Annotated in this window: 20 protein-coding genes; 11 read left to right on the forward strand and 9 right to left on the reverse strand. The window is 69.4% G+C overall.

Translation table 11 applies throughout. The annotated features are described in order from the left end of the window. Positions 1-79: 79 nt before the first annotated feature. The 6 genes from QO010_RS12465 to uraH are packed head-to-tail and all read right to left on the reverse strand — an operon-like array spanning position 80 to position 6844. Positions 80-580, reverse strand: a complete 501-nt coding sequence (locus tag QO010_RS12465; protein ID WP_307349569.1) for an ureidoglycolate lyase — start codon at positions 578-580, stop codon at positions 80-82. Continuing rightward, the gene (locus QO010_RS12470; protein ID WP_307349571.1) at positions 577-1764 is read right to left on the reverse strand and encodes a urate hydroxylase PuuD; all 1188 of its coding nucleotides are present in this window, start codon (positions 1762-1764) and stop codon (positions 577-579) included. The genes QO010_RS12465 and QO010_RS12470 overlap by 4 nt, the downstream gene beginning before the upstream one ends. Then, positions 1761-2750, reverse strand: a complete 990-nt coding sequence (xdhC, locus tag QO010_RS12475; RefSeq protein WP_307349573.1) for a xanthine dehydrogenase accessory protein XdhC — start codon at positions 2748-2750, stop codon at positions 1761-1763. Before xdhC ends, QO010_RS12470 begins: the two co-directional genes overlap by 4 nt. Beyond that, entirely contained in the window at positions 2747-5050 is a 2304-nt protein-coding gene (gene xdhB / locus QO010_RS12480) for a xanthine dehydrogenase molybdopterin binding subunit (RefSeq protein WP_307349574.1), read from the reverse strand. Before xdhB ends, xdhC begins: the two co-directional genes overlap by 4 nt. Beyond that, on the reverse strand, positions 5043-6506 hold the full coding sequence (xdhA, locus tag QO010_RS12485) for a xanthine dehydrogenase small subunit (protein WP_307349576.1): 1464 nt from the start codon (positions 6504-6506) through the stop codon (positions 5043-5045). Before xdhA ends, xdhB begins: the two co-directional genes overlap by 8 nt. 2 nt (positions 6507-6508) lie before the next feature. Beyond that, complete coding sequence (gene uraH, locus QO010_RS12490; RefSeq protein WP_307349578.1) at positions 6509-6844, reverse strand: hydroxyisourate hydrolase; 336 nt, start codon at positions 6842-6844, stop codon at positions 6509-6511. Between the two features lie 146 nt (positions 6845-6990). Between uraH and puuE the strand changes: the two genes are divergently transcribed. The 11 genes from puuE to QO010_RS12545 all read left to right on the forward strand — a co-directional run bounded on the left by puuE (position 6991) and on the right by QO010_RS12545 (position 24089). Next, positions 6991-7902, forward strand: a complete 912-nt coding sequence (gene puuE, locus QO010_RS12495) for an allantoinase PuuE (protein WP_307349580.1) — start codon at positions 6991-6993, stop codon at positions 7900-7902. A 1-nt stretch (position 7903) separates the two neighbouring features. Continuing rightward, positions 7904-9319, forward strand: coding sequence for a M20/M25/M40 family metallo-hydrolase (locus QO010_RS12500; RefSeq protein ID WP_307349581.1), 1416 nt, complete (start codon positions 7904-7906; stop codon positions 9317-9319). Further along, on the forward strand, positions 9316-9789 hold the full coding sequence (gene uraD, locus QO010_RS12505; RefSeq protein WP_307349583.1) for a 2-oxo-4-hydroxy-4-carboxy-5-ureidoimidazoline decarboxylase: 474 nt from the start codon (positions 9316-9318) through the stop codon (positions 9787-9789). The genes QO010_RS12500 and uraD overlap by 4 nt, the downstream gene beginning before the upstream one ends. After that, positions 9786-10763: an allantoicase gene (gene alc, locus QO010_RS12510; RefSeq protein WP_307349585.1), complete on the forward strand. Its 978-nt coding sequence runs from the start codon at positions 9786-9788 to the stop codon at positions 10761-10763. Before uraD ends, alc begins: the two co-directional genes overlap by 4 nt. 213 nt (positions 10764-10976) lie before the next feature. Continuing rightward, positions 10977-18113, forward strand: coding sequence for a hypothetical protein (locus tag QO010_RS12515; protein WP_307349587.1), 7137 nt, complete (start codon positions 10977-10979; stop codon positions 18111-18113). A gap of 100 nt (positions 18114-18213) precedes the next feature. Next, positions 18214-18528: a hypothetical protein gene (locus QO010_RS12520; protein ID WP_307349589.1), complete on the forward strand. Its 315-nt coding sequence runs from the start codon at positions 18214-18216 to the stop codon at positions 18526-18528. Positions 18529-18572: 44 nt separating this feature from the next. Continuing rightward, positions 18573-19124, forward strand: coding sequence for a hypothetical protein (locus QO010_RS12525; RefSeq protein WP_307349590.1), 552 nt, complete (start codon positions 18573-18575; stop codon positions 19122-19124). Between the two features lie 24 nt (positions 19125-19148). Then, positions 19149-19514, forward strand: coding sequence for a phage holin family protein (locus tag QO010_RS12530; protein WP_307349591.1), 366 nt, complete (start codon positions 19149-19151; stop codon positions 19512-19514). Between the two features lie 143 nt (positions 19515-19657). Then, positions 19658-21490: a translational GTPase TypA gene (gene typA, locus QO010_RS12535; RefSeq protein ID WP_307349593.1), complete on the forward strand. Its 1833-nt coding sequence runs from the start codon at positions 19658-19660 to the stop codon at positions 21488-21490. A 46-nt stretch (positions 21491-21536) separates the two neighbouring features. After that, a complete protein-coding gene (locus QO010_RS12540) occupies positions 21537-22598 on the forward strand; it encodes a TIGR03032 family protein (RefSeq protein ID WP_307349595.1) in 1062 nt (353 codons plus the stop codon). 117 nt (positions 22599-22715) lie between these two features. Continuing rightward, on the forward strand, positions 22716-24089 hold the full coding sequence (locus QO010_RS12545) for an alpha/beta hydrolase family protein (protein ID WP_307349597.1): 1374 nt from the start codon (positions 22716-22718) through the stop codon (positions 24087-24089). Here the strand turns inward: QO010_RS12545 and QO010_RS12550 are convergent. The 3 genes from QO010_RS12550 to QO010_RS12560 form a co-directional block, all read right to left on the reverse strand. Then, a complete protein-coding gene (locus QO010_RS12550) occupies positions 24086-24538 on the reverse strand; it encodes a GNAT family N-acetyltransferase (protein ID WP_307349598.1) in 453 nt (150 codons plus the stop codon). The genes QO010_RS12545 and QO010_RS12550 overlap by 4 nt on opposite strands. A 9-nt stretch (positions 24539-24547) precedes the next feature. Continuing rightward, a complete protein-coding gene (locus QO010_RS12555) occupies positions 24548-25324 on the reverse strand; it encodes an SDR family oxidoreductase (protein WP_307349600.1) in 777 nt (258 codons plus the stop codon). Positions 25325-25396: 72 nt separating this feature from the next. Beyond that, complete coding sequence (locus tag QO010_RS12560) at positions 25397-26149, reverse strand: extensin-like domain-containing protein (protein WP_307349602.1); 753 nt, start codon at positions 26147-26149, stop codon at positions 25397-25399. Positions 26150-26151 lie beyond the last annotated feature (2 nt).

Here is a 26151-nt window from a genome sequence, read left to right on the forward strand (position 1 = left end):
GGTGGATGTAGAGGCCGACCCCCTCCACCACGCCTTCGGCGCGGTCCCCCTCCCCCTCCGGGTGAGGATTCCAGGGGGGCTAGACATCCACAACCCACTGCTGATCGTCCGCCAGCTCCACCTCATCGAGATTGTCGCCGGGGCCGCCCCGGTCGACGACCAGGAAGTCGCTCACCGCGTCCAAGGCGAGGGAATAGTGGTGCCAGGTCCCGCGGGCGTAGTTCACCCCCTGGCCGGGGGCGGCGATGAAGGCGCGGATGGCGTCGGGGTCGAGGTCTCCCGGCGGGGCGACGACGACCAGGTAGGGGCGGTCCGACAGCGGCATGAAGGCCTGGCTGGAGACGGGGTGGCGCTCCATGATCTTCACACGGACGGGTCGTTCGATGGGGCTGGAGCGGAAGATGCTGATCAGCGGTTCGCCGCTGTCCTCGGCCACATCCACTTTGGCCAGATCGTGGAAGCGGGTGGTGGCGCCGTAATTGATGGCCCGCTGCTCGGCGGCGGGTCCGGCCTCGATGACGTCGCCGAACGGGGCGAAGGCCTGCGCGGTCAGGGGTTGGGGCTTGAGCGTGCGGGTCATTTGATCTTGGCGCCCTGGTCGATCCACGCGCCGAGCTTGGCCCGCTCGTTGGCGGTCATGCCGGTCTCGTTGCCGAGCGGCATGGAGGTCGACAGCACCGCCCGCTCCTTGATCCGGGCGGCGTATTTCTGCACGTCCGCGGGGCTGTCATAGACGACACCGTTGGGCGGGGCGGTGAAGCCGTCATGGGTCGGGTGGGCCGAGTGGCAGGCAGCGCAGTGCTTCCTCACCAGCGGCTGGATGTCGGCGAAGGTCACGGTCCCGGCGGGGAGGGGCTTGGGCCGTCCGAGGTCGGAGGAGGCGATGCCGGCCACGACCAGGAACAGCGCGATGCCATAGGCCCAGAAGTCGTAGCGTATCTTGCCGACGTGCTTGAGGTTGAAGAAGTGGCGGATCGAGACGCCGGCCAGGGAGAGGATGGCCAATAGCAGCCAGTTCAGCGGGTGGCCCGTGACCAGCGGATAGTGGTTGCTGATCATGATGAAGATGACCGGCAGGGTCATGTAGTTGTTGTGCACCGAGCGCTGCTTGCCCTGTTTGCCCAGGTTCGGATCGGGGGCGCGGCCGGCGGCGAGATCGGCGACGACCTTGCGCTGGTTGGGGATGATGACGAACAGCACGTTGCCGACCATGGCCGTGCCGATGATGGCCCCGACATGGATGAAGGCCCCCCGGTCGCTGAACACCCGGGTCAGGCCCCAGGCGGCGGCGGTCAGGGCGGCGAACCAGGCGACGGCGAACAGGCGCGGCCGATTGCCCAGCGCCTTGCACAGCACGTCATAGGCCATCCAGCCGACGGGCAGGCAGGCCATGCCCAGCAGCACCGCCTCGGCCTGGCTCATCGGCGCCTTGGCGGGGTCGATCAGATAGACGCTCGCCTGGGCCCAGTAGAGCACGGCCAGCAGGGCCGTCCCGGAGAGCCAGGTGGTGTAGGCCTCCCATTTGAACCAGTGCAGGGTCTCGGGCATCTCGCCGGGGGCCACCAGGTATTTCTGGCTGTGGTAGAAGCCGCCGCCGTGCACGGCCCAGAGCTCGCCGTGGACGCCCTTGGCCCCGGATTTCGAGGGTTTGAGGTTGTTGTCCAGCCAGACGAAATAGAAGCTGGCCCCGATCCAGGCGACGCCGGCGATGACGTGCAGCCAGCGGATGGCCAGGTTCAGCCAGGCGAGGATGTCGATGCTCAAGCCGGGATCTCCGAGCGGGCGGGGGTCTGGACCAGCAGCAAGAGCTGCGCGGCGACGCCGACGGCGATGACTTCCGGCGCCTTGCCGGTCAGGGCGGTGAGGCCGATGGGGCAGGTCAGGCCCGTGTCGTCGAGGCCCTCGGCCTTGAGGCGCGAGAGGAAGCGGGCGCGCTTGGTCCTGGAGCCGATCAGGCCGCAGTAGCGCGCGTCGCCCCGGCGCAGCACGGCGCGGGTCAGGGCGTAGTCCAGGGCGTGGCTGTGGGTGAAGATCAGGTAGAGGCTGGCCGGGGCGGCGAGGCCGATGGCCTCGAACTGGGCAGTCTCGTCCGCGAGCGTGGCGGGCAGGGCGAACTCGGGGCGGCTGTCGAACCAGGCGAGGTCGAAGGGCAGGGGCGCCAAGGCCCGCGCCACGGCCTGGCCGACATGACCGGCCCCGAACATCAAGAGGCGCGGGCGGGCGATGGCCTCGCGCTGGACCAGGGCCCCCACTTCCGTCGTGGGCGGCCGGGCGGCGCCGAGATAGCCGCCGTCGCGGGAGAGGGCGCGGACCGCTTCGCTTTGGCCCAGGTCCGGGCGGACGGTCTTGGCGAGCTGGGGGCCAAGGTCGGTTCGGATGGTGAAATCCTGGCCAGCGGCCTGGAACGCCAGCGCCGCCTCCAGCCAACCGGTGTCGACGACCCGCTCGATCAAGAGGCGCACATGGCCGCCGCAGCATTGCGACAGGAAGGGACCGAGCGGCCAGTCTTGCAAAGCGTAGTTGGCCTGCAGGGCGTGGCCCGCTTCGCTGGCCAGCAGCTTGCGGGCCTGGTCGATGGCCTGGTGCTCGAGGGCGCCGCCGCCAATGGTGCCGAAAGTCTCGGCGGGGGTGACCACCATGCGGGTCCCGGCCTCGCGCGGGGCCGAGCCCTGCACGGCGCAGACGCTGACCAAGGCGACCGCCTCGCCGCGCCGGGCCCGCTCCAGGGCAAAGGCGGCCCAGCCGGTCATGTTGCGGCGGCCCGGCGGCGGACGTCCTCGACAGCCAGCAGGATGTGCTCGGGCGTCGCCGGGGCGTCGAGGTCGGGGAAGACCTTGTGGTCGGCGGCGGCCGCGACCGCCTGGGTCAGGGCCGAGAACACCGAGATGGCCAGCATCAGCGGCGGCTCGCCCACGGCCTTGGAGCGGTGGATCGTGGCTTCCGTGTTCTCGCCGTCCCAGAGGTCCAGGTTGAAGATGGGCGGCCGGTCCGAGGCGCAGGGAATCTTGTAGGTCGAGGGGGCGTGGGTGCGCAGATTGCCCTTGTCGTCGAAGACCAGTTCCTCGGTGGTCAGCCAGCCCATGCCCTGGATGAAGCCGCCCTCGATCTGGCCGTGGTCGATGGCCGGGTTCAGCGAGCGGCCGACGTCGTGCAGGATGTCGACCCGCAGCACCCGGTTCTCGCCGGTCAGGGTGTCGATCACCACCTCCGAACAGGCCGCGCCATAGGCGAAATAATAGAAGGGCCGGCCGGTGTGGGTGGCGCGGTCGTAGTGAATCTTGGGCGTGGCGTAGTAGCCGGTCGAACTCAGCGAAATGCGGTTCAGATGGCAGAGGCGGGCGACCTCGCCGAAGGTCACGTCGTGTCCCGGCCCCCAGACCCGCCCATCGGCGAAGTGGATGTCGTGCGGGATGCAGCTCCAGAGGCCGGCCAGCAGCTCGACCATCCGTCCACGGATTGTTTCGCAGGCCGCCAGGGCCGCCATGCCGTTGAGGTCGGAGCCGGAGGAGGCGGCGGTGGCCGAGGTGTTGGGCACCTTGTCGGTGGCGGTGGCGCTGATCTTCACCGCCTCCAGCGGCACGCCGAAGGCGTCGGCGGCCACCTGGGCGACCTTGACGAACAGGCCCTGGCCCATCTCGGTCCCGCCATGGTTCAGCAGGATGGAGCCGTCGGCATAGACGTGGACCAGGGCGCCGGCCTGGTTGAGGTGACTGGTGGTGAAGGAGATGCCGAACTTCACCGGCGTGAGCGCGATGCCCTTCTTCAGCCAGCGGTTCGTGGCGTTGAATTCGGCCACCGCCGCGCGGCGGGCGGCGTAGTCGCAGCGGCGCTCCAGCTCGCCGATCAGCTGGGGGGCGACGTTGTCGGTGACCATCTGGTGATACGGCGTCGTGTCGCGGCCAGGGCCATAGAGGTTGGCCTTGCGCACCGCCAGCGGGTCCAGGTCGAGATGCGCGGCGATAGCGTCCATCACCCGCTCGATCCCCACCATGCCCTGCGGTCCGCCAAAGCCCCGGAAGGCGGTGTTGGAGACGGTATGGGTCCGGAACCGGTGCGAGACGATCTCGGCGGCGCCCAGGAAGTAGCAGTTGTCGGCGTGGAACATCGCCCGGTCGTTGATCGCCCGCGACAGGTCGTTGGAGCAGCCGCAGCGGCTGGCCAGGTCGAAGGCGACGCCGTGCAGCCGGCCGGTCTCGTCGAACCCGGCGTCCCAGGAGATCTCGAAGTCATGCCGCTTGCCGGTCATGATCATGTCGGCGTCGCGGTCGGGGCGGCTCTTGGCGGGCCGGCCGGTCTTGACCGCCGCCAGGGCGGCCACGGCGGCGAACAGGGCGCCCTGCGTTTCCTTGCCCCCGAACCCGCCGCCCATCCGCCGCACCTCGACCACGACCGAGTGGCTGGGCACATGCAGCATGTGGGCGACCAGGTGCTGCAGTTCGCTGGGGTGCTGGGTCGAGGAGACGATGCGGATCTCCTCGGCCTCGCCGGGGAGGGCCAGGGCGGCCTGGCTCTCCAGGTAGAAGTGCTCCTGGCCGCCGATGGCCAACTTTCCTTGCAGCCGGTGTGGGGCCGCTTCGAGCGCGGCCTTGGCGTCGCCCAGGGTCATGACCTGGGCCGGCTCCAGGGTCAGGCCGGCGGCCCGGGCCTGCGCGATGGTCAGGGCGGCGGGCAGGTCCTCGTATTCCACCACCGCCAGGGCGGCGGCGGCCCGGCCGGCCTCGCGGGTCTCGGCGGCGATGGCGAACAGCGACTGGCCGACGTAGATGACCTCGGCTTCAGCGAACACCGGGTCGCCCTTGAATACCGGACCGACATCGTTGACGCCGGGAATATCGGCGGCCGTCAGCACACAGACGACCCCCGGCGCGGCGCGCACCGCCGACAGGTCCATGCGCAGGATGCGGGCATGGGCCCGCGCGCTCATGCCGATGTGGACATGCAGCAGGCCAGGCGGTTCGGGCAGGTCATCGACATAGAGGGCCGAACCGGCGACGTGGCGCTCGGCGCTGTCATGGGCCAGGGATTTGTGGACGACGGCCGTGTCACGCATCGACCAGCCCTCCGGTCCCGACCAGGCGGATGGCCTGCCCTTGGGTTTCCGCCCACAGCTTGCGCAGCAGGCCCCGCGCGGCGGCGGCGCGATAGCCGGCCGAGGCCCGCATGTCGCTGATCGGCGCGAAGTCGCCGTCCAGGGCGGCCAATGCCGACTCCAGGGTTGCTTCGTCGAAGACCTGGCCGATCAGGGCGGCCTCGCAGGCGCCGGCCCGCTTGGGCGTCGCCGCCATGCCGCCGAAGGCGATGCGGGCGCTGGCGATCCGCTCGCCGTCCATCGTCAGCTGGAAGGCGCCGCAGAGGGCCGAGATGTCCTGGTCAAAGCGTTTGGAGATCTTCCAGGCCTTGAAGACGGCGCCGGGCTTCGGCTTGGGGATGCTGACCGACAGGACGAATTCGCCCGGCTGACGGTCCTGTTTGCCGTAGGCGATGAAGTAGTCTTCCAACGGCATCTGGCGCGTCGTCCCGCCCCGGCGCAGGGTCAGCTTGGCGCCCAGCGCGATCAGCAGGGGCGGGCTGTCGCCGATGGGCGAGCCGTTGGCGATGTTGCCGCCGATGGTGCCGCTGTTGCGGATCAGGGTGGAGCCCAACCGCCGCAGCACCTCGCCGAAATCGGGCCAGAGCTGAGTCAATCGTCCGTATGCGTCGGAATAACGGGCCCCGGCGCCGATCTCGATGGCGTCATCGGTCTCGCGCATGGCCCGCAGATCGGCCGCCTCGTTCAGCGACACCACCACATCTAGCGAGCGATGCTGCTTGGTGACCCAAAGCCCGACATCGGTGCCGCCGGCCAGGACCGTCGCGTCCGGATGAGCCATCAGCGCCTGGGCCAGCTCGTCGGCCGAGCGCGGCGCCAGGTAGCGCCGGCGGGCGCCGCTGAAGCGGTCGGTGAAGTCCAGTTCCAGCATGGCCTCGCGGCGCAGGGCCTCGAGCTGTTCGGCGATCTTGGCGTCGGCCGAGGCGTCGGCCCGGCCGCCCATGGCCTGGGCGGCGGCGATGATCGGGCCATAGCCGGTGCAGCGGCAGAGGTTGCCGGCCAGGGCGTCGTTGATCTTCGCCGCATCCTGCTCGCCGCCATTCAGCCACATCGCCATCAGGGTCATCACGAAACCCGGCGTGCAGAAACCGCATTGCGAGCCGTGGGCCTCGACCATGGCCCGCTGCACGGGGTGCAGCTCGCCGTCCTTCGACAGCCCCTCCACCGTGATGATGGCGCGGCCGTCCAGAACGGGGAGGAACAGGATACAGGCATTGACCGCCCGCCAGCGCACCGCGCCGTCGATCAGTTCGCCGACCACCACGGTGCAGGCCCCGCAGTCGCCCTCGGCGCAGCCCTCCTTGGTCCCGGTCCGGCGGGCGTCCTCGCGCAGCCATTCCAGCAGGGTGCGGGTCGGGTCGGCGCCGGCGACCTCGCGGAGCCCGCCATTCAGCAGGAAGCGGATGGTCCCGGACATCGCTAGCTGCCCCGGTAGGTGGAGTAGCCGTAGGGCGAGACCAGCAGCGGCACATGATGATGCGCCGTGACGTCGCTGATCCCGAAGTCCAGCCTGACCACGTCCAGGAAGGCCGGCTCGGCCAGGTCGACGCCCTGAGCGCGGAAATAGGCGGCGACCTCGAACTCCAGCCGGTATTTGCCAACCCCCAGCTCGGCCAGCAGCGGCGCGTCGCAGCGGCCGTCGGCGTTGGTCGTGGCCGTGCGAAGTTGCTGGCCATCGCGGTAGAGCCGCAGGGTCATGCCGGCCGCCGGGCGGCCGTGGGCCAGATCGAGGACGTGGGTGGTGAGGCCGCTCAAGGACTTATCCGGCTTGAAGCGCGTTCGGCGCGGCAAGACAGAATCCCGAATTGAAAGAGCAATTGCAAGGCTTTGCCGTCGGTGAGGCCAAGTCTGCCCAATCGCGCGGCTTGCATCCGTCCGCGAATTCCGGAACGTGGCGGGCAATGAGCCCCGACTACCCCCGCGACCTCGTCGGCTACGGCCCCAGTCCGCCCAACCCCGCCTGGCCCGGCGGCGCGCGGATCGCCGTGCAGGTGGTGCTGAACTACGAGGAGGGCGGCGAGAACTCGATCCTGCATGGCGACGCCGGGGCCGAGAGCTTTCTCTCCGACATGATCAACCCGCCGGCCATCCAGGGCGCGCGGCATATGAGCATGGAGTCGATCTACGAGTACGGATCGCGGGCTGGGGTGTGGCGGCTGCTGCGGCTGTTCGAGGAATTCAGGCTGCCGGTGACCGTGTTCGGCGTCGCCTCGGCGATGCAGCGCCATCCGCGGGTGGTCGAGGCTTTTCTCAAGGCGGGGCATGAGGTCGCCACCCACGGCTTGCGGTGGATCAACTACCAGGACATGCCCGAGGCGACGGAGCGCGAGCACCTCGAGCAGGCCATCGACCTGCACCGCCAGCTGACCGGCGAGCGGCCGCTGGGCTGGTATCTTGGGCGGACCAGCCCCAACACCCGGCGGCTGGTGGCCGAGGAGGGCGGCTTCCTCTACGACGCCGACGACTACAGCGACGACCTGCCGTTCTGGAGCCAGGTTGTGGGCAGGCCGCACCTGATCGTGCCCTACACGCTGGAGGCCAACGACATGCGCTTCTCCGGCACGGGGCTGAACACCGGCGAGCAGTTCTACAGCTATCTGAAGGACGCCTTCGACGTGCTCTACGCCGAGGGGGCCGAGGCGCCGAAAATGCTGAGTATCGGCCTGCACTGCCGCCTGGCCGGCCGGCCGGGAAAGATCGCTGGCCTGGCGCGGTTCCTGACCTATGTGACCGGGCATTCCGGCGTCTGGTTCTGCCGGCGGATCGACATCGCCCGCCACTGGCGCGAGCGCTTCCCGTATTCTGGAGTCTAGAATGAGAGCCTTCTTCGCCGCCGCCGCCGCCGGCGTCCTTCTCGTCGGCAGCGCCGCCCAGGCGGCGAAACCGCCCGCCTCGCCGATGCCCTCGCCCGCCGACCAGGCCCTGGCCCGGGACATGCTGGCCGAGCTGATCGCCATCAACACCGTCCATCCGCAGGGCACCCGCAAGGCCGCCGACGCCATCGTGGCGCGGCTGAAGGCGGGCGGCTTCCAGGACAGCGACATCCAGGTCCTGGCCCCCAAAGGCCAGGAGGCCTGGGCCAATGTGGTGGTGCGGCTGAAAGGCAAGGGCAAGGCCCGGCCCATCCTCTACCAGGGCCATATCGACGTGGTCGAAGCCAAGCCCGAGGACTGGACCCTGCCGCCGTTCCAGCTGACCGAGAAGGACGGCTGGTTCTATGGCCGCGGCGTGCTGGACATGAAGGGCGACGACGTCGCCATCCTGCTGAGCCTGATCCGGATGAAGCGCGAGGGTTTCGTCCCCGACCGCGACATCATCGTCGCCCTCACCGCCGACGAGGAGGACGGCGACGCCAACGGCCTGGACTTCCTGCTCAAGCAGCACCGCGACGTGATCGACGCCGAGTTCGCGGTCAATGTCGACGCCGGCGGCGGCGCCTATCTGAAGGGCAGGCGGATCGCCTACACCATGCAGACCAGCGAGAAGACCTACGTCACCTTCCAGCTGGAGGTGACCAATGCCGGCGGCCACAGCTCGCGCCCGCCCAAGGAGAACGCCATCTATCGCCTGGCCGCGGCGCTGGGCCGGCTGCAGGGCCTGGAGTTTCCCCTGAAGACCACGGCGACGACGCGCGGCCTGTTCACCGCCCAGGCGGGACGGGAGGAGGGCCAGCGCAAGGCCGACTTCCTGGCGGTCGCCCAGGACGCCCCCGATCCGGCCGCTGCCGCCCGGCTGGGCGAGGACCCGTTCTGGAACGCCATGCTGCACACCACCTGCACCCCCACCCTGCTGGCCGGCGGCCATGCCGAGAACGCCCTGCCGCAGCGGGCGACCGTCGCCATCCAGTGCCGGATGATGCCGGGCGACACCGAGGCCCAGACGATGGCCGTCATCGTCAAGGCGGTCGACGACCCCAAGGTCGTGGTCACGGTGATCAACCCCGCCCAGAACAGCGCCGAATCGCCGCCGACCCCGGCCCTGATGAAGACCGTCCAGGGCGTGGTCTCGGGCCTGTGGCCGGGCGTGGTCCTCAACCCGGTGATGGAGACCGGCGCCACCGACGGCATCTACAGCCGGGCGGCGGGTATTCCCACCTACGGCCTGTCGGGCATGTTCAGCGACCTGGAGGACAACCGCGCCCATGGCCGCGACGAGCGCATCCTGGTCAGCGCCTTCTACGAGGATGTCGAGTTCTCGTACCGGCTGATGAAGGCCCTGAGCCGCGCATGACCCGGGCGGAATTCCTGGCGGCCTATGGCGCGGTCTACGAGGCCTCGCCCTGGGTCGCCGAGGCGGTCTGGCCGCCGTCCGGCGATCTCGCGGCGGCGATGCGGGCCGCCGTCGATTCCGCGTCTTATGAACAGAAGCTGGCCCTGATCCGCGCCCACCCCGAGCTGGCCGGCCGCACCGCCATCGCCGGCGAAATGGCCGAGGCGTCCAAGCGCGAGCAGTCGGGCGCGGGCCTGGACCGCTGCACGCCGGAGGAGTTCGCCCAGTTCCAGCGGCTGAACGGCGCCTACAACGCCCGCTTCGGCTTTCCCTTCATCATCGCGGTGAAGGGGCTGACCCGGGCCGATATCCTGGCGGCCTTCCGCGCGCGGCTGGACAATGACCCGCAAACCGAGTTCGACACGGCCCTGGAACAGATCCACCGCATCGCGGGCTTTCGGCTCGCGGACCTGCCGGAGCCCAAAGCGTGAGCGATTTCTCCCCCGTCGGCCTGATCGACCTGGCCCAGCCCCGGCTGGGCGCCGAAGTGGTCTACGCGACCGACGACTTCTTCGCCGACAAGAGCCGGCTGATCGATCCGGCCGAGCCTGTGTTCATCCCGGGCAAGTATGACGACAACGGCAAATGGATGGACGGCTGGGAGAGCCGCCGTAAGCGCGTTCCGGGCTACGACTGGGCCATCGTGCGGCTGGGCGTTCCGGGCCGCATCGCCGGCTTCGAGATCGACACCCGCCACTTCACCGGCAACTACCCGCCGCGGGCCTCGATCGACGGCTGCTACTGTCGTGAGGCGATTCCGCCAGGGGACACGGCCTGGACCTCCCTGCTGGGCGTCACGGATTTGCAGGGCGACAGCCGCCGGCTGGCCGCCGCCGAGACCCCGGGGGTCTGGACCCATGTGCGGCTGAACATCTTCCCCGACGGCGGGGTGGCCCGGCTGCGGGTCTTTGGCCGGGTCGAGGTGGACTGGAGCGCCATCGGCGACCGCCGGGTCGACCTGCTGGCCCTGGAAAACGGCGGTCGCGGCCTGCTGGCCAACAACGAGCATTACGGCCGGGTCGAAAACCTGACCGCGCCGGGCCGGGGCAGGGACATGGGCGATGGCTGGGAAACCCGGCGGCGGCGCGAGCCCGGCCATGACTGGGCGGTGCTGGCGCTGGGTCACGCCGGCCGGATCGAGGAGATTCTGGTCGACACCCGCCACTTCAAGGGCAACTACCCCGACCGCTGCATGATCCAGGCGACGACGGAGGACGCCGGGCCGCTGGAAACCCTGGAGGCGCGGTCGGCCGCCTGGCCGGTGCTGCTGCCCGAGGTCAAGCTGCAGGCTGACGCCGAACACCGGTTCGAGGTGGCGGACTCAGCGGCAATTCGATTTGTGCGGCTGAATATCTTTCCGGATGGCGGGGTCAGCCGCCTGCGGCTGTGGGGCCGGCAGGCCTGAGGTCTGTCGCCTGAACGACGTTTACTGTCTCCGGTTGACACAGTTTCCGGCCGGAATTCGCGCCTGAGGCGAAACCCCCGTTTTTGGGGTCTCAAACCCCATGGACGAAACGTCGCAGGCGAATTAGGGTCGTGGAACGATGTTCCAATTGGGGAGGGGTGTGTCGGCCCCCTACCCATGTCTCATATAAGCCAACCTGAGGGGGTTCGCCCAATGTCTGCTTCGTCCAGCCGGTATGCTCGCCGTCGTCTGTCCCTGCTCGCCAGCTCGTCGCTGGTGGCCGCCACGCTGATGGCGGGGGTCGGCGGGGTCGCCACCCTGGCGCCCAGCACCGCCTTCGCCGCCAACGAGTGCGGCGATCCTTCGGTGAATGCCGGAGGGGCGGACAACTTCACCTGCGCTGGCGCTTATCCGGCGGGCGTAACCTATACGACCGACGGCGTTCTGACGCTCAACCTCGAGGACGGGGTCGCCATCACCGGCGGTCTGGCGGTGAACAGCGGCGCCCCGGGCTCGAACGTGACGATCTTCGCCACGACGAACGTCGCCAACTCGGGCGACCCCGTCATCGTCAACGCCGCGGGCTATGCGATCGACGTCCAGGTCGGTGACGCCGGCGGCATCGACATCGACCTGCGCAGCAACGACTTCGGCGACGCCGGGATCTCGATCTCCGGCGGCCGCGGCATCCGCGCCGACAACGGCACGGGCAATTCGCAGGTGCGGATGAACGAAGGCTCGGTCAATGCAACGGCCGGCTTCGGCATCTTCGCCGACGGCGGCATCGGCACCACGGGCGTCTTCCTGCTCGGCGGCGCGACCGTGACCTCGACCGGGACGGCGGTCTTCTCCCGTTCTACCGCGGGCAATTCGCAGGTCATCACCTCGGGCCTGATCACCAGCACCCTGGGCGATGGCATCTTCGCCAGCGGCCAGCAGGGCGTCAATGTCAGCACCGGTGCGGTCTCGGCCGCGGCCGGCAACGGCGTCTCGGCGACCTCCAGCCAGGGCGACGTTCTGGTCGTCACAGGCGGCGCGGTCAGCGGCGGCCTCAGCGGCATCACCGCCACGGCGGCGACCACCCACTCCGTCGTCGTCATTACCGGCGACACCGTCAGCAGCACCGGCGGGACCGGCATCGCCGTCAGCACCGCCCAGGGCCAGGCGACGGTCGACACCACCGGCGGCGGCCAGGTTACCGGCACGGTCGGCATCAATGTCACCACCACCGGCAATGGCGCCATCAACCTCGACACCGGCAGCGTCACCGGCACGGCCGGCTCGGCCATCGCCACCACCACCAACGGCTCTGGCCTGACCGACATCGATGTCGACGGGGCGATCAACGCCACCGGCGGCAACGGCATCACCGCCGGCGCCAACGGCAGCGGCGACATCGAGATCTCGCTGACCGCGGCCAGCACCATCAACGCCACCGGCGGGGGCATCTTCGCCCTCAGCAACAGCGGCAACGTCACGGTCGACGGCGACGGCGCCATCACCGTCACGGGCGGCTACGGCATCTACGCCAACAGCAACACCGGCAGCGTGGTGGTCAACACGGCCGCCGGCAGCACCATCGACGCCGACAACGGCTACGGCATCGCGGCGGGCGTGTTCCAGGCCGGTGGCGGCAGCGTCACCGTGGTCGCCGACGGCGACGTCGGCGGCGTGGGCAACGCGGTCGGCGCCGACGGCATCGTCGGGGTGATCTTCAACGCCGGCAACAGCTCGAACGTCAACGTCACCGTCAACGGCGATGTCTATGCCGACGGCACGGGCATCCTGGGCGCCGGCGTCGGCGCCCGGACCAGCGGCACGGGCGACGCCACGGCCACGGCCAACGGCACGGTCGTGACGACCGGCAACGTCGGCGTGCTGGCCCAGATCAACAACGGCCTGGGCGCGGGCGACGCCACGGCCACGGCCGGGGTCGGCTCGAACGTCACCGGCGGCAACTATGGCGTCGTGGCGACCACCTCCGGCACGGGCGACGCCACGGCCACGGCGGCGGCGGGTTCGACCGTCGCCGGCGGGATCGGCGGCGTGTTCGCCAATGCGAACACGGGCGACGCGGCGGCCAATGTGGGCGCGGGCGCGACCGTCACTGGCGGCCAGTTCGGCGTGTCCGCCGTCTCGGCGGGCGGCGAGGCCAGTTCGACCATCGGCGATGGCGCGATCATCGATCCGGACGACTACGGCGTGAACGACACGGCGGCGACCGACGCCACCACCACGCTGGGCAACAACGTCAATATCGACGTCAACAACACCGACGCCGACACCATCGCCATCGGCATCAACACCCAGAGCAGCGCGGCGGCCGACACCGGCGTGGGCGATCCCTCGGTGGAAGTGATGGCCGGCACCGGCCTGGTCATCAGAGTCGATGACGGCGCGGGCCTGGCGGCGGACGGCGGCATGGGCATCCGGGCCGTCAACACCGGCGGCGGTACGGGCAGCGTCTCGGTCGATATCGGCGACGGCGCCGACATCGCCGTCGTCGGCGACGGCACCGGCGGCATCGTCGGCATCACCGTTGGCTCGGGCGACGTGACCATCGTCACCGGCACCGGCTCGATTATCACCGGCTTCCCGGACGACAATGGCGTCGACACCGCCGGCAACCTGCCGGCGACCATCGGTATCTATGGCGCCTCCACCAGCGGCGACGTGTCCATCACCACCAACGCCTTCGTCAGCTCCAACGGCACGGGCGTCCCCGGGGACGTCGAAACCTACGGCATCCTGGCCACCACCGGCGGCGCGGGCACGGTGACCGTCAATACCGGCGGCAGCATCGTCGCGGCGGACGACACCGGCATTCGGGCCGTCACCACCAACGGCAATATCGACGTCACCGTCGGCGCCGGCGGCGTGCTGGGCCAGAACGAGGTCGGCGTCTCGGCCGCCAGCAGCGGCTCTGGCATCGTCACCGTCACCAACAACGGCGCGGTGAACGCCGGCACGGTCGGCATCGCGGCCAGCACCGGCAGCGGCCAGTCCAACGTCAATGTCAACGACACCGTCAATGGCGCCATCGGCGTCACCTCGACGGCCACCGCGGCCGGCGGGACCTCGACCGTCATCACCGCGGCGGGCGGCGTCGTCACCGGCAGCGCCGGCGACGGCATCCAGACCAGCACGGTGGACGGACTGAACACCGTGACCACTGGCGATAACGTCTTCGCCACCGGCGGCGACGGCGTCGACGCCTCCAGCACCAGCGGCAGCCTGGCTCTGACCCTCAACGGCACGGTGGTCACCGCCACCGGCGGCGTTGGCGTGCGGGCGGTCACCGGCGGGGCCGGCGATGTCGACATCACCGGCAGCGCCGACATCAGCGGCACGACCGGGGTCCTCGCCACCAGCGCCTCCGGCGACATCACGATGAACCCGTATTTCGGCTCCATCACCGGCACCGCCGGCGACGGCATCACCGCGACCTCGGGCTCGGGCAACATCACCCTGAACCTGTTCGACGCGACCAGCGGCACGGTCAACGGCATCAACGCCAATTCGACCAGCGGCAATATCGTCATCAGCACCGGCTTCGATCCGACCACCGGCGTCACCGGCGACGGTGTCAATGCCCTGACCGGCGGCGCCGGCTCGGTGCAGATCTTCACCTTCGGCGCGACCAGCGGCGTCATCGGCATCGACGCGGAGACGACCGGCACCGGCCTGATCCAGATCGAAACCCTGGGCCTGGGCGCGGTCAGCTCCACCGCCGGCGACGCCATCCAGGCGACCAGCAACAGCGGCGCGATCAACGTCATTCTGCGTGACGCCGCCAATGCGGTCGGCGGAGACGGCATCCATGCCACCTCCAATTTCGGCAACATCGACATCACCACGCTGGCCGCCGGCGACATCGCCGGCACGGCCAACAACGGCATCGTCGCCCTCACCGCCGGCGGCGGCGCGATCACCGTCAACACCCTCGGCGACATCGGTTCGGCCGGCGTTGGCAACGACGTCTCGGTCGACGGCATCGACACGACGATGATCAGCGGCTCGGGCGCCACCACCATCACCCAGGGCGGCGCCATCTGGGCCAACCAGATCGGGATCGATGTCTTCTCCAACGGCTCGGGCCTGACCACCGTCAACGCCAACGCCAACATCACCGCCGCGACCAATGACGGCATCCAGGTCACCTCCGGCGGCGCCGGTACGGGCGGCATCACCATCGTCCAGGCGGCCGGCACGACCATCACCGCCAGCAATGACGCCATCGAGGCTTCCGTCGGCAACGCCGCCAGCGCCGGGCTGATCGACGTCACGGTCAATGGCGCCCTGGTCGCCGACACCACGCCCAGCAGCGGCTACGGCGTGTTCGCGGTGAACGGCGGCACGGGCGGGATCACCGAACGCCTGACGGCGACCGGCTCGATCGCCGGTTCGGCGGATGTCGGCCTCTATGCCGGGGTCACCGGGACCGCCGGCGCCATCACCATCACCAACACCGGGGCCATCGGCACCGTGGGCGACTCGATCGACAACGTCGGCATCTACGCCAACCAGTCGAACGTGGCCGGCACGGGCACGATCAACATCCAGTCGACCGGCGCCTTCGGGATCTTCGCGGTCAACTCGGGCATCTACGCCACCAACTCGGGGAGCGGCTCCACCCAGGTGTTCACCTCGGGCGGCAGCGCCATCACCGTCACCGGCGTCGGCTCGACCGGCATCACCGCCATCGGCAGTGGCGGGCTGGTGCAGGTGGCCAACAACGTGGCGATCACCGCCACGACCGGCGCCGGCTCGATCGGCATCAACGCCTCCAACGTCAACGGAACGCTGTCGGTGGGCACCAGCGGGGCGGTCAGCTCCACCGGTGACGCCATCCACACCGTCAACACCGGGACCGGGACCAGCACGGTCTTCACGGTGGCGGGCGGCGTGCTGACCTCCTCGACCGGCGACGGCATGGATGTCAGCGGCGTCAACGGCCTGATCGACATCGACACCGCGGCCAACGTCACCGGCGCCCTTAACGGCATCCTGGCGGTCAACAGCGGCACGGGCGCGATCACCGTCGACACCACCGCGGCCTCGGGCGTGACCGGCAACGGCGGCGACGGCATCCATGCCCAGTCGGCCGGCGGCGCGGTCACCGTGACCACCAATGGCGCGACCGCGGGCCTGAGCGACGGGATCGAGGCTTCCTCGACCGCCGCCACCGTGACCGTAACCAACAACGGCACGGTCAACGCCACCAACGCCAACGGCATCCTGACCGGCAACACCGGCGCGGGCGTCACCAACATCAACGTCAACGCCAACGTCACCTCGACGGGCGCGGGCTTCGCGGCGGTCAACGCCGTGACGACCGGCACGGGCACCATCACGGTCGCCAGCGCCGCCAACCGCACCATCGTCGACGCCGTCGGCAGCGCGGTCCGCACCACCTCGGCGGGCGGCACGGTCAACATCACCACCAACACCGGCACCACCCTGATCGGGGCCGGCGCGGGCGTGAACGGCTGGGTCGTCGATCTGAACAACCTCGCCGGCGGCACCACCACCTTCACGGTCGGCGCCAACAGCGTGGTCCGTTCGACCGACAACACCACCACGGGCTACGACGACCTGGCCATCCGGGGCATCGGCGGCAGCGTGGTGATCAACAACGGCGGCCGTATCCAGGGCCGGGTCCTGTTCTCGGGCCTGACCGGGAACGTGGTGTTCAACAACACCTCGACCTTCTCCTGGCACACCACCGGGGCCAGCACCTTCAGCCCCGGCGCCGACCAGCTGAACAACAGCGGCATCATCTTCACCAACGCCGGCGCGGCGGCCACCTCGTTCGACTTCGGAGCGGGTGCGGACGTCTTCGCCAACAGCGGCGAACTGATCGTCGGTGAGCCCGCCGAAGGCGCGGCGACCCTGACCATCACCAACCTGGAGACCTGGAACAACTCCGGTCGGATCGTGTTCGGCTCGTCCGGAACGACCCTGACGGCGGCGTCCGACGGCTTCACCAACGACCGCATCCTCGCGGCCGGGACCACCTTCAACGGGACCGGCTCCAGCCGCCTGGTGATGGACGCCAACCTCGGCGCCACCGTCCAGACCAGCTGCGCGGTCCTGACGGCGGCCGACTGCTTCAGCCTGACCGGCGGCACCACCACCGGCAGCACCCTGGTCCTGGTCACCGACAACAGCCCCAACGCCTTCGGCGCTTTCAACCCGGGCGGCATCGTCCTGGTCGACGTCTCCGGGGCCGGGACCACGGGGGCGACCCACTTCGGCCTGGATCCGAACTCCGAGCACTGGCGGGCCGATCCCAGCTCGCCGGACGGCGTGCTGGACAAGGGTCTGTTCATGTATGACCTGATCCTGAACCCGACCAAGCAGCACCTGCTGGTCGGCGTTCCGGACGGCGAGGCCTTCGAGTTCACCACCCTGGGCCAGGCCGCCCAGTCCGTCTGGTATCAGACCACCGGCACCTGGGCCGACCGTCAGGCCGACATCCGCGATCAGGTGGGCGACATCAGCGGCAACAGCACCGGCGTCTGGGTGCGGATCACGGGCGCCAACGCCGATCGTGACCTGACCTCGACCTTCTCGCTGCTGGGCACCACCTGGACCTTCGACACCAGCTACGAGCAGAACACCTCGGCTCTGCTGACCGGCATCGACTTCGTGACCTCGACCAGCAACGGTGTGTGGCTGTTCGGCGGCATGGTCGGCTATGTCGACTCGGACGTCAGCTTCGACGCCTCGACCACCGTGGCGTCGATGGAAGGCTACGACATCGGCGGCTACGCCACCTACCTGTCGGACGGCCTGTTCCTCAACGCGATCGTCAACGCCAACAATCTCGACCTCAGCTGGCAGGCCACCAGCCTGGCCCCCGCCGGCTCGAACATCTTCCGTTCGCAGCTCAAGTCGCTGGGCGGTCAGGTCGAAGGCGGTTGGACCTACAAGCTGGGTGAGCAGGGCTTCTTCGAGCCCCTGGCCAGCCTGGCCTATGTCAAGACGGACATCGACGATGTGACCGTGCCTGGCGCCGTGATCGATTGGGACGACACCACCAGCTTCCGCGGAAGCCTGGGCGCCCGGATCGGCATGAACAGCTCCATGGACACGTTCAACGCCAAGTTCGCGCTGACCGGCCGGGTGTGGGACGAGTTCGACGGCGAGAACAACCTGACCATCCACAGCGCCGGGCCCGACCTGCTCCTGGGCGACGACTTCTCCGGCACGTTCGGTGAAATCCAGGGCAGCGTGAACCTGTTCAGCACGGTCAACGCCTTCTCGGCCTTCGCCACCGTCGGGGCCAAGTTCAAGGACGACTACCAGTCGACGGAAGGCAACGTGGGCTTCCGCTGGCGCTGGTAGGCCAGACCGGATTAAGGTGGTGGGCCGGTCGCAAGACCGGCCCACTGTCGTTTTAAGGGGTCCTGCAAGAGACCCTGTTTCCAGGAATGGGGGTTGCTGAATGCCCAGGCTCGCCGGCGAAGACATCGACCTCACCTATGAGGATCGGCCGGAACTGCTCGAAACCTTCGCCGACAACGTCCAGCGGATGAGTTTCGACGGCCGCACGCTGCGGATCGAATTCTGCGTGGCGCGGCTGGACGACCCGATCCCCGCCAAGGGATCCAAGCCCGCCAGGCGCGTCGGCAAGTCCCGCCCGGTCTGTCGACTGGTGCTGGACCTGGACGGCGCGGTGGACCTGTTCAACAAGATCAACACCCTGCAGGCCGCCATGGAACGCCAAGGCGTCATCCAGACCGGCCGCAAGGACACCTGACCCGCGCCGTCTCCGGCCTGATCAGTCTCAAGGAGTAGAAAGCCATGCGTATCGTGATCATGGGGGCCGTAATGGCCATGTTCGGCGTCGCCGCCCCGTCGGCCCAGACGCCTACGGCTCCAGCGGCCAAGCCGCCCGTCGCGCCGGCGGCCGTGGCGCCGGTCGGCCCGCCCAAGGGCCTGCCCGGCTACAGCCAGCCTGAAATCACCGCCGCCTATTGCCGCAATATCAGTCCGACCCAGACCAGCTGCACCCTGCCGGCCATGACCGCCGGCCGCTATGTGGTCCAGGCCACCGGCACCTCGACCGCCAGCGGCGCCGGCGCCGCCCAGGCGCTGGTCATCCAGGTCGGGGACCGCACCTGCGGCCGGGCCGACCGCAAGCCGGTCCCCCCGCCCAACGCCTGGACGGCCGGGGCCAAGACCATTGCCCTCAACTGCGAGCTGGTGGTGATGGCCGACAGGCCGCTGACGGTTTCCGCCCTCTATGCCGATGACAAGGCGGTCAAGGACCCCAAGGGCCCGACCCTGATCATCACCCGCGCGCCCTGGGAAGGCGTGCTCAGCGTCACGCCGTTCGCGCCGCCGCAGCAGTAGAAAACCCGCCCAGGAGGGCCTGAGATGATCAGCTTCCTGCTCCGTATCCTGTTCGCGGGCTTTGGTCTGTGGATCGCGGCCCATTTCGTGCCCGGCATCAGCTACACCGGCGGCTGGCCGACCCTGGCCATCGCCGCCTTCCTGCTGGGCATCGTCAACGCCATCGTGCGGCCGGTGGTGTTCTTCTTCACCCTGCCGATCACCGTGGTGACGCTGGGCCTGTTCCTACTGGTCATCAACGCCGCCATGCTGGGCCTGGTCGCCTTCTTCCTGAAAGACCTGACGGTGGACGGCTTCGTGCCGGCCCTGCTCGGCTCGCTGGTGATCGGCGTGATCAGCTGGTTCGGCCATATGATCCTTGGGCCACACAAGCCGCCCGAACCGCGCTAGAACAGCCCATCTTCCGCCCTAGGCGAGCCACCCCGTCGCACGGGGTGGCTTTCGTCGCACGCCTCGCGTAAAAGCGCCGCCTCCCCAACCGCCGCCAGAGCCCAAGGGGGCTCTTGCTGTCCGCCGTCCGAAAGCCCGTCCGCATGTCCTTGCGAAACATCGCCATCATCGCCCACGTCGACCATGGCAAGACCACCCTGGTCGATCAGCTGCTCGCCCAGTCCGGCATCTTCCGCGCCAACGAGGCCCACGCCGAGCGGGCCATGGACTCCAACGACCAGGAACGCGAGCGCGGCATCACCATCCTTGCCAAATGCACCAGCGTGCTCTGGCATGGCGAGGCGGGCGACACCCGCATCAACATCATCGACACCCCCGGCCACGCCGACTTCGGCGGCGAGGTCGAGCGGATCCTGGGCATGGTGGACGGCTGCGTCCTGCTGGTCGACGCCGAGGAAGGCGTCATGCCGCAGACCAAGTTCGTGCTGGGCAAGGCGCTGAAGATGGGCCTGCGTCCCATCCTCTGCCTCAACAAGGTCGACCGGCCGCACGCCGATCCCGACCGGGTGCTGAACGACGCCTTCGACCTGTTCGCCGCCATCGGCGCCACCGACGAGCAGCTGGACTTCCCGCATATCTACGCCTCGGGCAAGAACGGCTGGGCCACCCTGGACATGGCCAAGCCCAACGACACGCTGGCCCCGCTGTTCGACCTGATCGTCCGCCACGTGCCCGAGCCCAAGGCCATCGCCAAGGCCGACGGGCCCTTCCAGATGCTGTCGGTGCTGATCGAAAGCGATCCGTTCCTGGGCCGCCTGCTGACCGGCCGCATCGAGAGCGGCAAGGCCGTGCCCGGCATGGCCATCCACGCCTTGTCGCGCGACGGCAAGGAAATCGAGCGCGGCCGCATCACCAAGGTGCTGGCCTTCCGCGGCCTCAAGCGCCAGCCGATCGACGACGCCGAAGCCGGCGACATCGTCGCCATCGCCGGCCTCAGCAAGGCCACCGTGGCCGACACCCTCTGCGCCATCGACGTGACCGAGGCCCTGCCGGCCCAGCCCATCGATCCGCCGACCATCTCCATGACCGTCTCGGTCAATGACAGCCCCCTGGCCGGCCGCGAAGGCGACAAGGTGCAGAGCCGGGTCATTCGCGACCGCCTGATGAAGGAGCTGGAGCAGAACGTCGCCATCCGCGTCACCGAGACTTCCGAGAAGGACGCCTTCGAGGTCGCCGGCCGCGGCGAGCTGCAGCTGGGCGTGCTGATCGAGTCCATGCGCCGCGAGGGCTTCGAGCTGTCGATCAGCCGCCCGCGCGTGGTGTTCAAGACCGACGAGGAGACCGGCGAGAAGCTGGAGCCGATCGAGGACGTGATGATCGACGTCGACGACGAGTTCAGCGGCATCGTCATCGAAAAGCTGTCGGCCCGTAAGGCCGAGCTGAAGGACATGGGCCCCTCGGGCGCGGGCAAGACCCGTCTGACCCTGATGAGCCCCTCGCGCTCGCTGATCGGCTACCAGGGCGAGTTCCTGACCGACACCCGCGGCACCGGCGTCTTGAACCGGGTGTTCAGCCACTACGAGCCCTACAAGGGCGCCATCGAGGGCGGCCGCAAGGGCGTGCTGATCTCCAACTCCGACGGCGAGACCCAGGCCTACGCCCTGTGGAACCTGGAGGAGCGCGGCTTCATGTTCGTGGGCGGCAACGAGAAGACCTACCAGGGCATGATCATCGGCGAGAACGCCCGGATGGACGACCTGGACGTCAATCCGATGAAGGCCAAGCAGCTGACCAACGTGCGGGCCTCGGGCAAGGACGAGTCCATCCGCCTGACCCCGCCGCGCCGCCTGACCCTCGAACAGGCCATCGCCTATATCGAGGAGGACGAACTGGTCGAGGTGACGCCCAAGTCGATCCGCCTGCGCAAGAAGGTGCTGAACCCCAGCTTCCGCAAGCGCCGCGTCAAGGACGAGTAGGGCCCGCCCCTTTCCTCCAGGCCCGCAAGCGCCCTAGACTTTGCCCATGCCGGGTTCGTCCACGCCTGCCGCCGAAACGAGCCCGAGCCCGAGCCTGAGCCTGTCGCCGGGCTTCGCGGCCTGGCTGCATGGGCGGGGGGCCAGCATCGCCCTGACCACCTACCAGGCCGGCCGGCTGTTCTTCATCGGCCTTCGACCCGACGGCCAGGTGCGGGCCCATGAACGCCGCATCGACCAGTGCCAGGGCCTGTGGACCGACGGCCAGTCGCTGTGGACCAGCGACCGGGCCCGGCTCTGGCGGTTCGCCAACACCCTGCCGCCCGGCCGCGCCACCGCCAGCGGCGCCGACCGGCTGTTCGCCCCCCGCGAGGCCCGGGTCACCGGGGCCGTCGACTGCCATGACATAGGCCTGGGCGCGGACGGGGCGCCGGTCTTCGTCAACACCGCCTTCAACTGCCTGGCGACGATCAGCGACAGCGACAGCTTCAGGTCCCTGTGGCGGCCACCCTTCATCTCGGCCCTGGTTCCGGAGGACCGCTGCCACCTGAACGGCCTGGCCATGGACGGGACCCGGCCGGCCCATGTCACGGCCGTCAGCCGCTCGGACCTCGCCGACGGCTGGCGCCAGCATCGCCGCGATGGCGGGGTGGTCATCGAGGTGGCCAGCGGCGAGATTGTCGCCAGCGGCTTTTCCATGCCCCACTCGCCCCGCTGGCATGAAGGACGGCTCTGGCTGCTCAACTCCGGAACCGGTGAGTTCGGGACGCTCGATCCCGCCGACGGGACGTTCACCCCCATCGCCTTCTGCCCGGGCTATGCGCGGGGCCTGGCCTTCCTGGGCGGCTGTGCGGTGATCGGCCTCTCCCGGGCCCGCAACAACCGGGCCTTCGAGGGCCTGGCGCTGGAGGACCGGCTGGACGCCGACGGGGTGCGCGGCGGCCTGCTGATCGTCGATCTGGCCAGCGGCGAGGCGGTCCACTGGCTGCGCTTCGAGACCGTCATCGACGAGCTCTATGACGTCGCCGTCCTGCCGGGCGTGCGCCAGGCGGAGGCCATCGGCTTCCTGGGCGAGGACATCGAGCGGGTCTTCTCGATCGAAGACCCCTAGGGATCTCGCTCCGCCCGGCACGGCGCTCGAGGTCGAGCGGACCCTCGGGCTTGATCCAGGCCAAGGCGCGCGCCTGTCGCTGCGGCGAGACTGGGGCTCCAGGCTGGAGCGCGGGTCATGCGGCCATTCGAAATTCTGCTGCTGGCGGCGATGGCCGCCGGGGTGGCCGCCCTCGCGCGGCCCTGGCTGGCTCGTATTGCGGTGCTGGCCATGGTGTTCACCCTGTTCGGCCACCAGCTGGTCGACCTGCCGCGCTGGCAGATGTTTCCGGCCTATCTGCTCTGCCTGATCCTGGCCGCCGCCGTTCTGGTGCGGCAGGGGCGGCCGGCCCCTATCCCGCTGGTGATCGCCGCCGGGCTGGGCCTGGTTCTTTGCGCCGCGCCGCCCATCGCCTTCCCGGTCTTCAGCCTGCCCGCGCCGGACGGCCCCTATGCCGTCGGGACGGTGAGCTATCACTGGGTCGATGCGGACAGGGCCGAGATCTTCACCGCCGATCCCGCCGACCGCCGGGAACTGATGGTCCAGGTCTGGTATCCGGCGGCGCCGACGACCGACCCGCGCCGCGCGCCCTATGTGCCGGACACCCGCGCCCTGGCGCCCATGGCCCGCCTGCTGCGGCTGCCGGCCTTCATGATGAGCCATCTGGGCCTGATCCGCACCAACGCCGTCCCCGACGCGCCGGCGGCGGCGGGACGCTTTCCGGTGCTGGTCTTCGCTCACGGCCGGGCCGGCTACGCCCAGCACAACAGCGTCCAGGCCGAGATGCTGGCCAGCCACGGCTATGTCGTAATCGCCATGGCTCAGCCCTATGCGGCGACCGGCGTGGTGTTTCCGGATGGCCGTCGGGCCGCCTTCGACCGGCGGATGATGGACCGCCGGTTCATCGACCAGGTCATCCCGTTCCTGGCCGGGGACGCCAGCTTCGTGCTGGACGAGCTGGCCAGGCTCGACCGGGCCGACCCGGGGGGCCGCCTCACCGGCCGGCTCGACCTGTCGAGAGCGGGAATGTTCGGCCTGTCGCTCGGCGGGGCGGTGACCGCCCAGGCCTGCCGGGACGATCGGCGCTTCAAGGCCTGCCTGCCGATGGATGTCTTCATGCCGGCGGCCGTGGTGCGCTCAGGCCTGAAACAGCCGACGATGTGGCTGAGCCGCGACGCCGCGCTCATGCGCCGGGAGGGATGGGCCGAGGTCGATGTTCTGGAGACCCAGTCGACCATGCGGGCGGTGTTCGACCGCCTGCCCGGCGAGGGCTGGATCGTGCGGGCGCCGGGCTTCTATCATCAGGACTTCTCGGACATGCCGATGTTCCTCAGGCCCCCCTTGGGCCGCTGGCTGGGGCTGGATGGGCCGGTCGAACCCCGCCGGGCCCGGGCCATCGTGAACGCCTACAGCCTGGCCTTCTTCGACCACACCCTGAAGGGCCGGCCCGAGCCGCTGCTGGACGGGCCCTCATCGGCCTGGTCTGACGTGCGCCTGGAGCGACGTCGCTAGAGCGGCATCTCCATCCACACATCGCACCGCGCATAGTCGGTGCCCCGGGCCGGAATGTCGGTAAAGCCCATGGTGCGGTAGAGGCTCAGCGCCGGCCCCAGCGCCGAGTTGGTCTCCAGATAAAGCCGCGGCGCCCCGACCTCGCGGGCGCGGTCGATGCAGGCCTGCATGAGCTGGCGGCCCAGGCCCGTGCCGCGCGCCGCCTCGCTGACCGTCATCTTGATGACCTCGAAGCCGCCGTCGTCCATGGCCTTCAGCCCGCAACAGCCGATCGCCACCCCGTCCTGCTCGCCGATGAAGATGTGGCCGCCCTTGGCCAGCACCTTGCCGACCGGGTCGTCCAGCACCTGGCGGTCGGCGTCCTCGATGGCGAAATGCCTGGTGATCCAGGCCTCGTTCAACGTCTTCCAGGCCTGGGCGTGGCGGGGCTGGTAATCGAGGATCTCCATACGGTGATCCTAAACAGTGGCGCCGCCGTCCGCGACGACGGTCTGGCCGGTGATGAAGCTGCCGGCCTTGGAGGCCAGGAACACCGCCGCCCCGGCGATCTCGTCCGGCTCACCGATGCGGCGCAGCGGCACCCCGTCGGTGGAGCGCTTGAGAATCTCGGGATTGTCCCACAAAGCCTTGGCGAAATCGGTCTTCACCAGGCCGGGGGCGATGCAGTTGACCCGCACATTGTGCGGCCCGTACTCGACCGCCAGGTTGCGGGCCAGCTGGAAGTCGGCGGCCTTGGAGATGTTGTAGGCGCCGATGATGGGCGAGCCCCGGAGCCCGCCGATCGAGGAGACGATGATCACCGCGCCATCCTTGCGCTCGATCATCTCGGGCACGACCATCGAGATCAGCCAGTTGTTGGCGATGACGTTGTTCTCGAGAATCTTGCGGAAGGCGTCGTCGGTGATGCCGGCCAGCGGGCCGTAATAGGGGTTGGAAGCGGCGTTGCAGACCACGATGTCGACCTTGCCGAACGCTTCCCGGGTGGTGTCGACCAGCCGCTGCAGGTCTTCCTTGGACGAGATGTTGGCCGGGCAGGAGATGGCCGTGCCTTCGCCGTTGGCCGCATTGATCTCGGCGGCGACCTCGTCGCAGGGGCCCGCCTTGCGCGAGGAGATGGCCACCTTGGCGCCATGCTGGGCCATGCGCTCGGCGATGGCCTTGCCGATACCGCGCGAGGAGCCGGTGATGATGGCGACCTTGCCGGTCAGGTCGAACAGGTTGCCTTCAGCGGCCATGGCGTGCTCCTCCAAACAGTTGTTTGATTTCCAGCCAAACTGACCGGGGAGGTTCCCTACGTCAAGGCAGGATCAGGCGCACTTGGCCCAGCCGCCCATGTCCAGATGCAGGTGGTTGGCGTGCTCGGCATTGTAGTCTGGGGAGAGGACGGTGATGAACACCTGGCAGGCCCCGTCGCGGACCCTGTGCAGGAAGGCGCCCCTGGGGCCCGGATCGTTCCAGTCCTTCTCGACGCTGATCTGCGTCCCGTCCGCCAGACGAAAGCCGGCGACGTCCAGGGCGTTGGCGCTGGCGTGCTCGCTGACCGGCCCCTCGGCGCGGTCATAGATGCGGCGGCAGGCATAGCTGCCGTAGTGGTCGATGGCCACCACCCCCTGGCCCAGGGTGTCGAAGGCGGCGGCCTGCACCACCTTGCGCTCCCAGATGGTCACCGCCAGGGCCTCCTTGCAGGTCAGGACGGGGCGGGCGGGTTTCAGCGGCGCCAGGCCGGCGGTCAGCTCCAGGGCGTCGTGCACGCGGCAGAACTCGCCGGACGCCTGCTCCGGGGCGGCGACATAGTCCACCCCGCCCTGAGTCAGGATGGCCCGACAGGCGGCGGCGTCCTCGCCGGCCCGGGCGGCCTTGATCTTGGTGGCCAGGCCGACCGGATCGATGACGCTGAGGGTCTTCCAGGGCAGGTGCTGGGGCGGGATCACCCGGTCGGCGACGAACCCCAGGGTCAGCACGATGGCCCACAGCAGCAGCACGCCGATCCAGCGGGCGGCGCGGGTCTGGCGGCGCGCGGCCTTCTGGTTATGCGGATGGGGAACGCGGTAGGCGGCCATGG

The sequence above is a fragment of the Caulobacter ginsengisoli genome, from assembly GCF_030814835.1.
In the GTDB taxonomy this organism is placed as follows: Bacteria; Pseudomonadota; Alphaproteobacteria; order Caulobacterales; family Caulobacteraceae; genus Caulobacter; species Caulobacter ginsengisoli.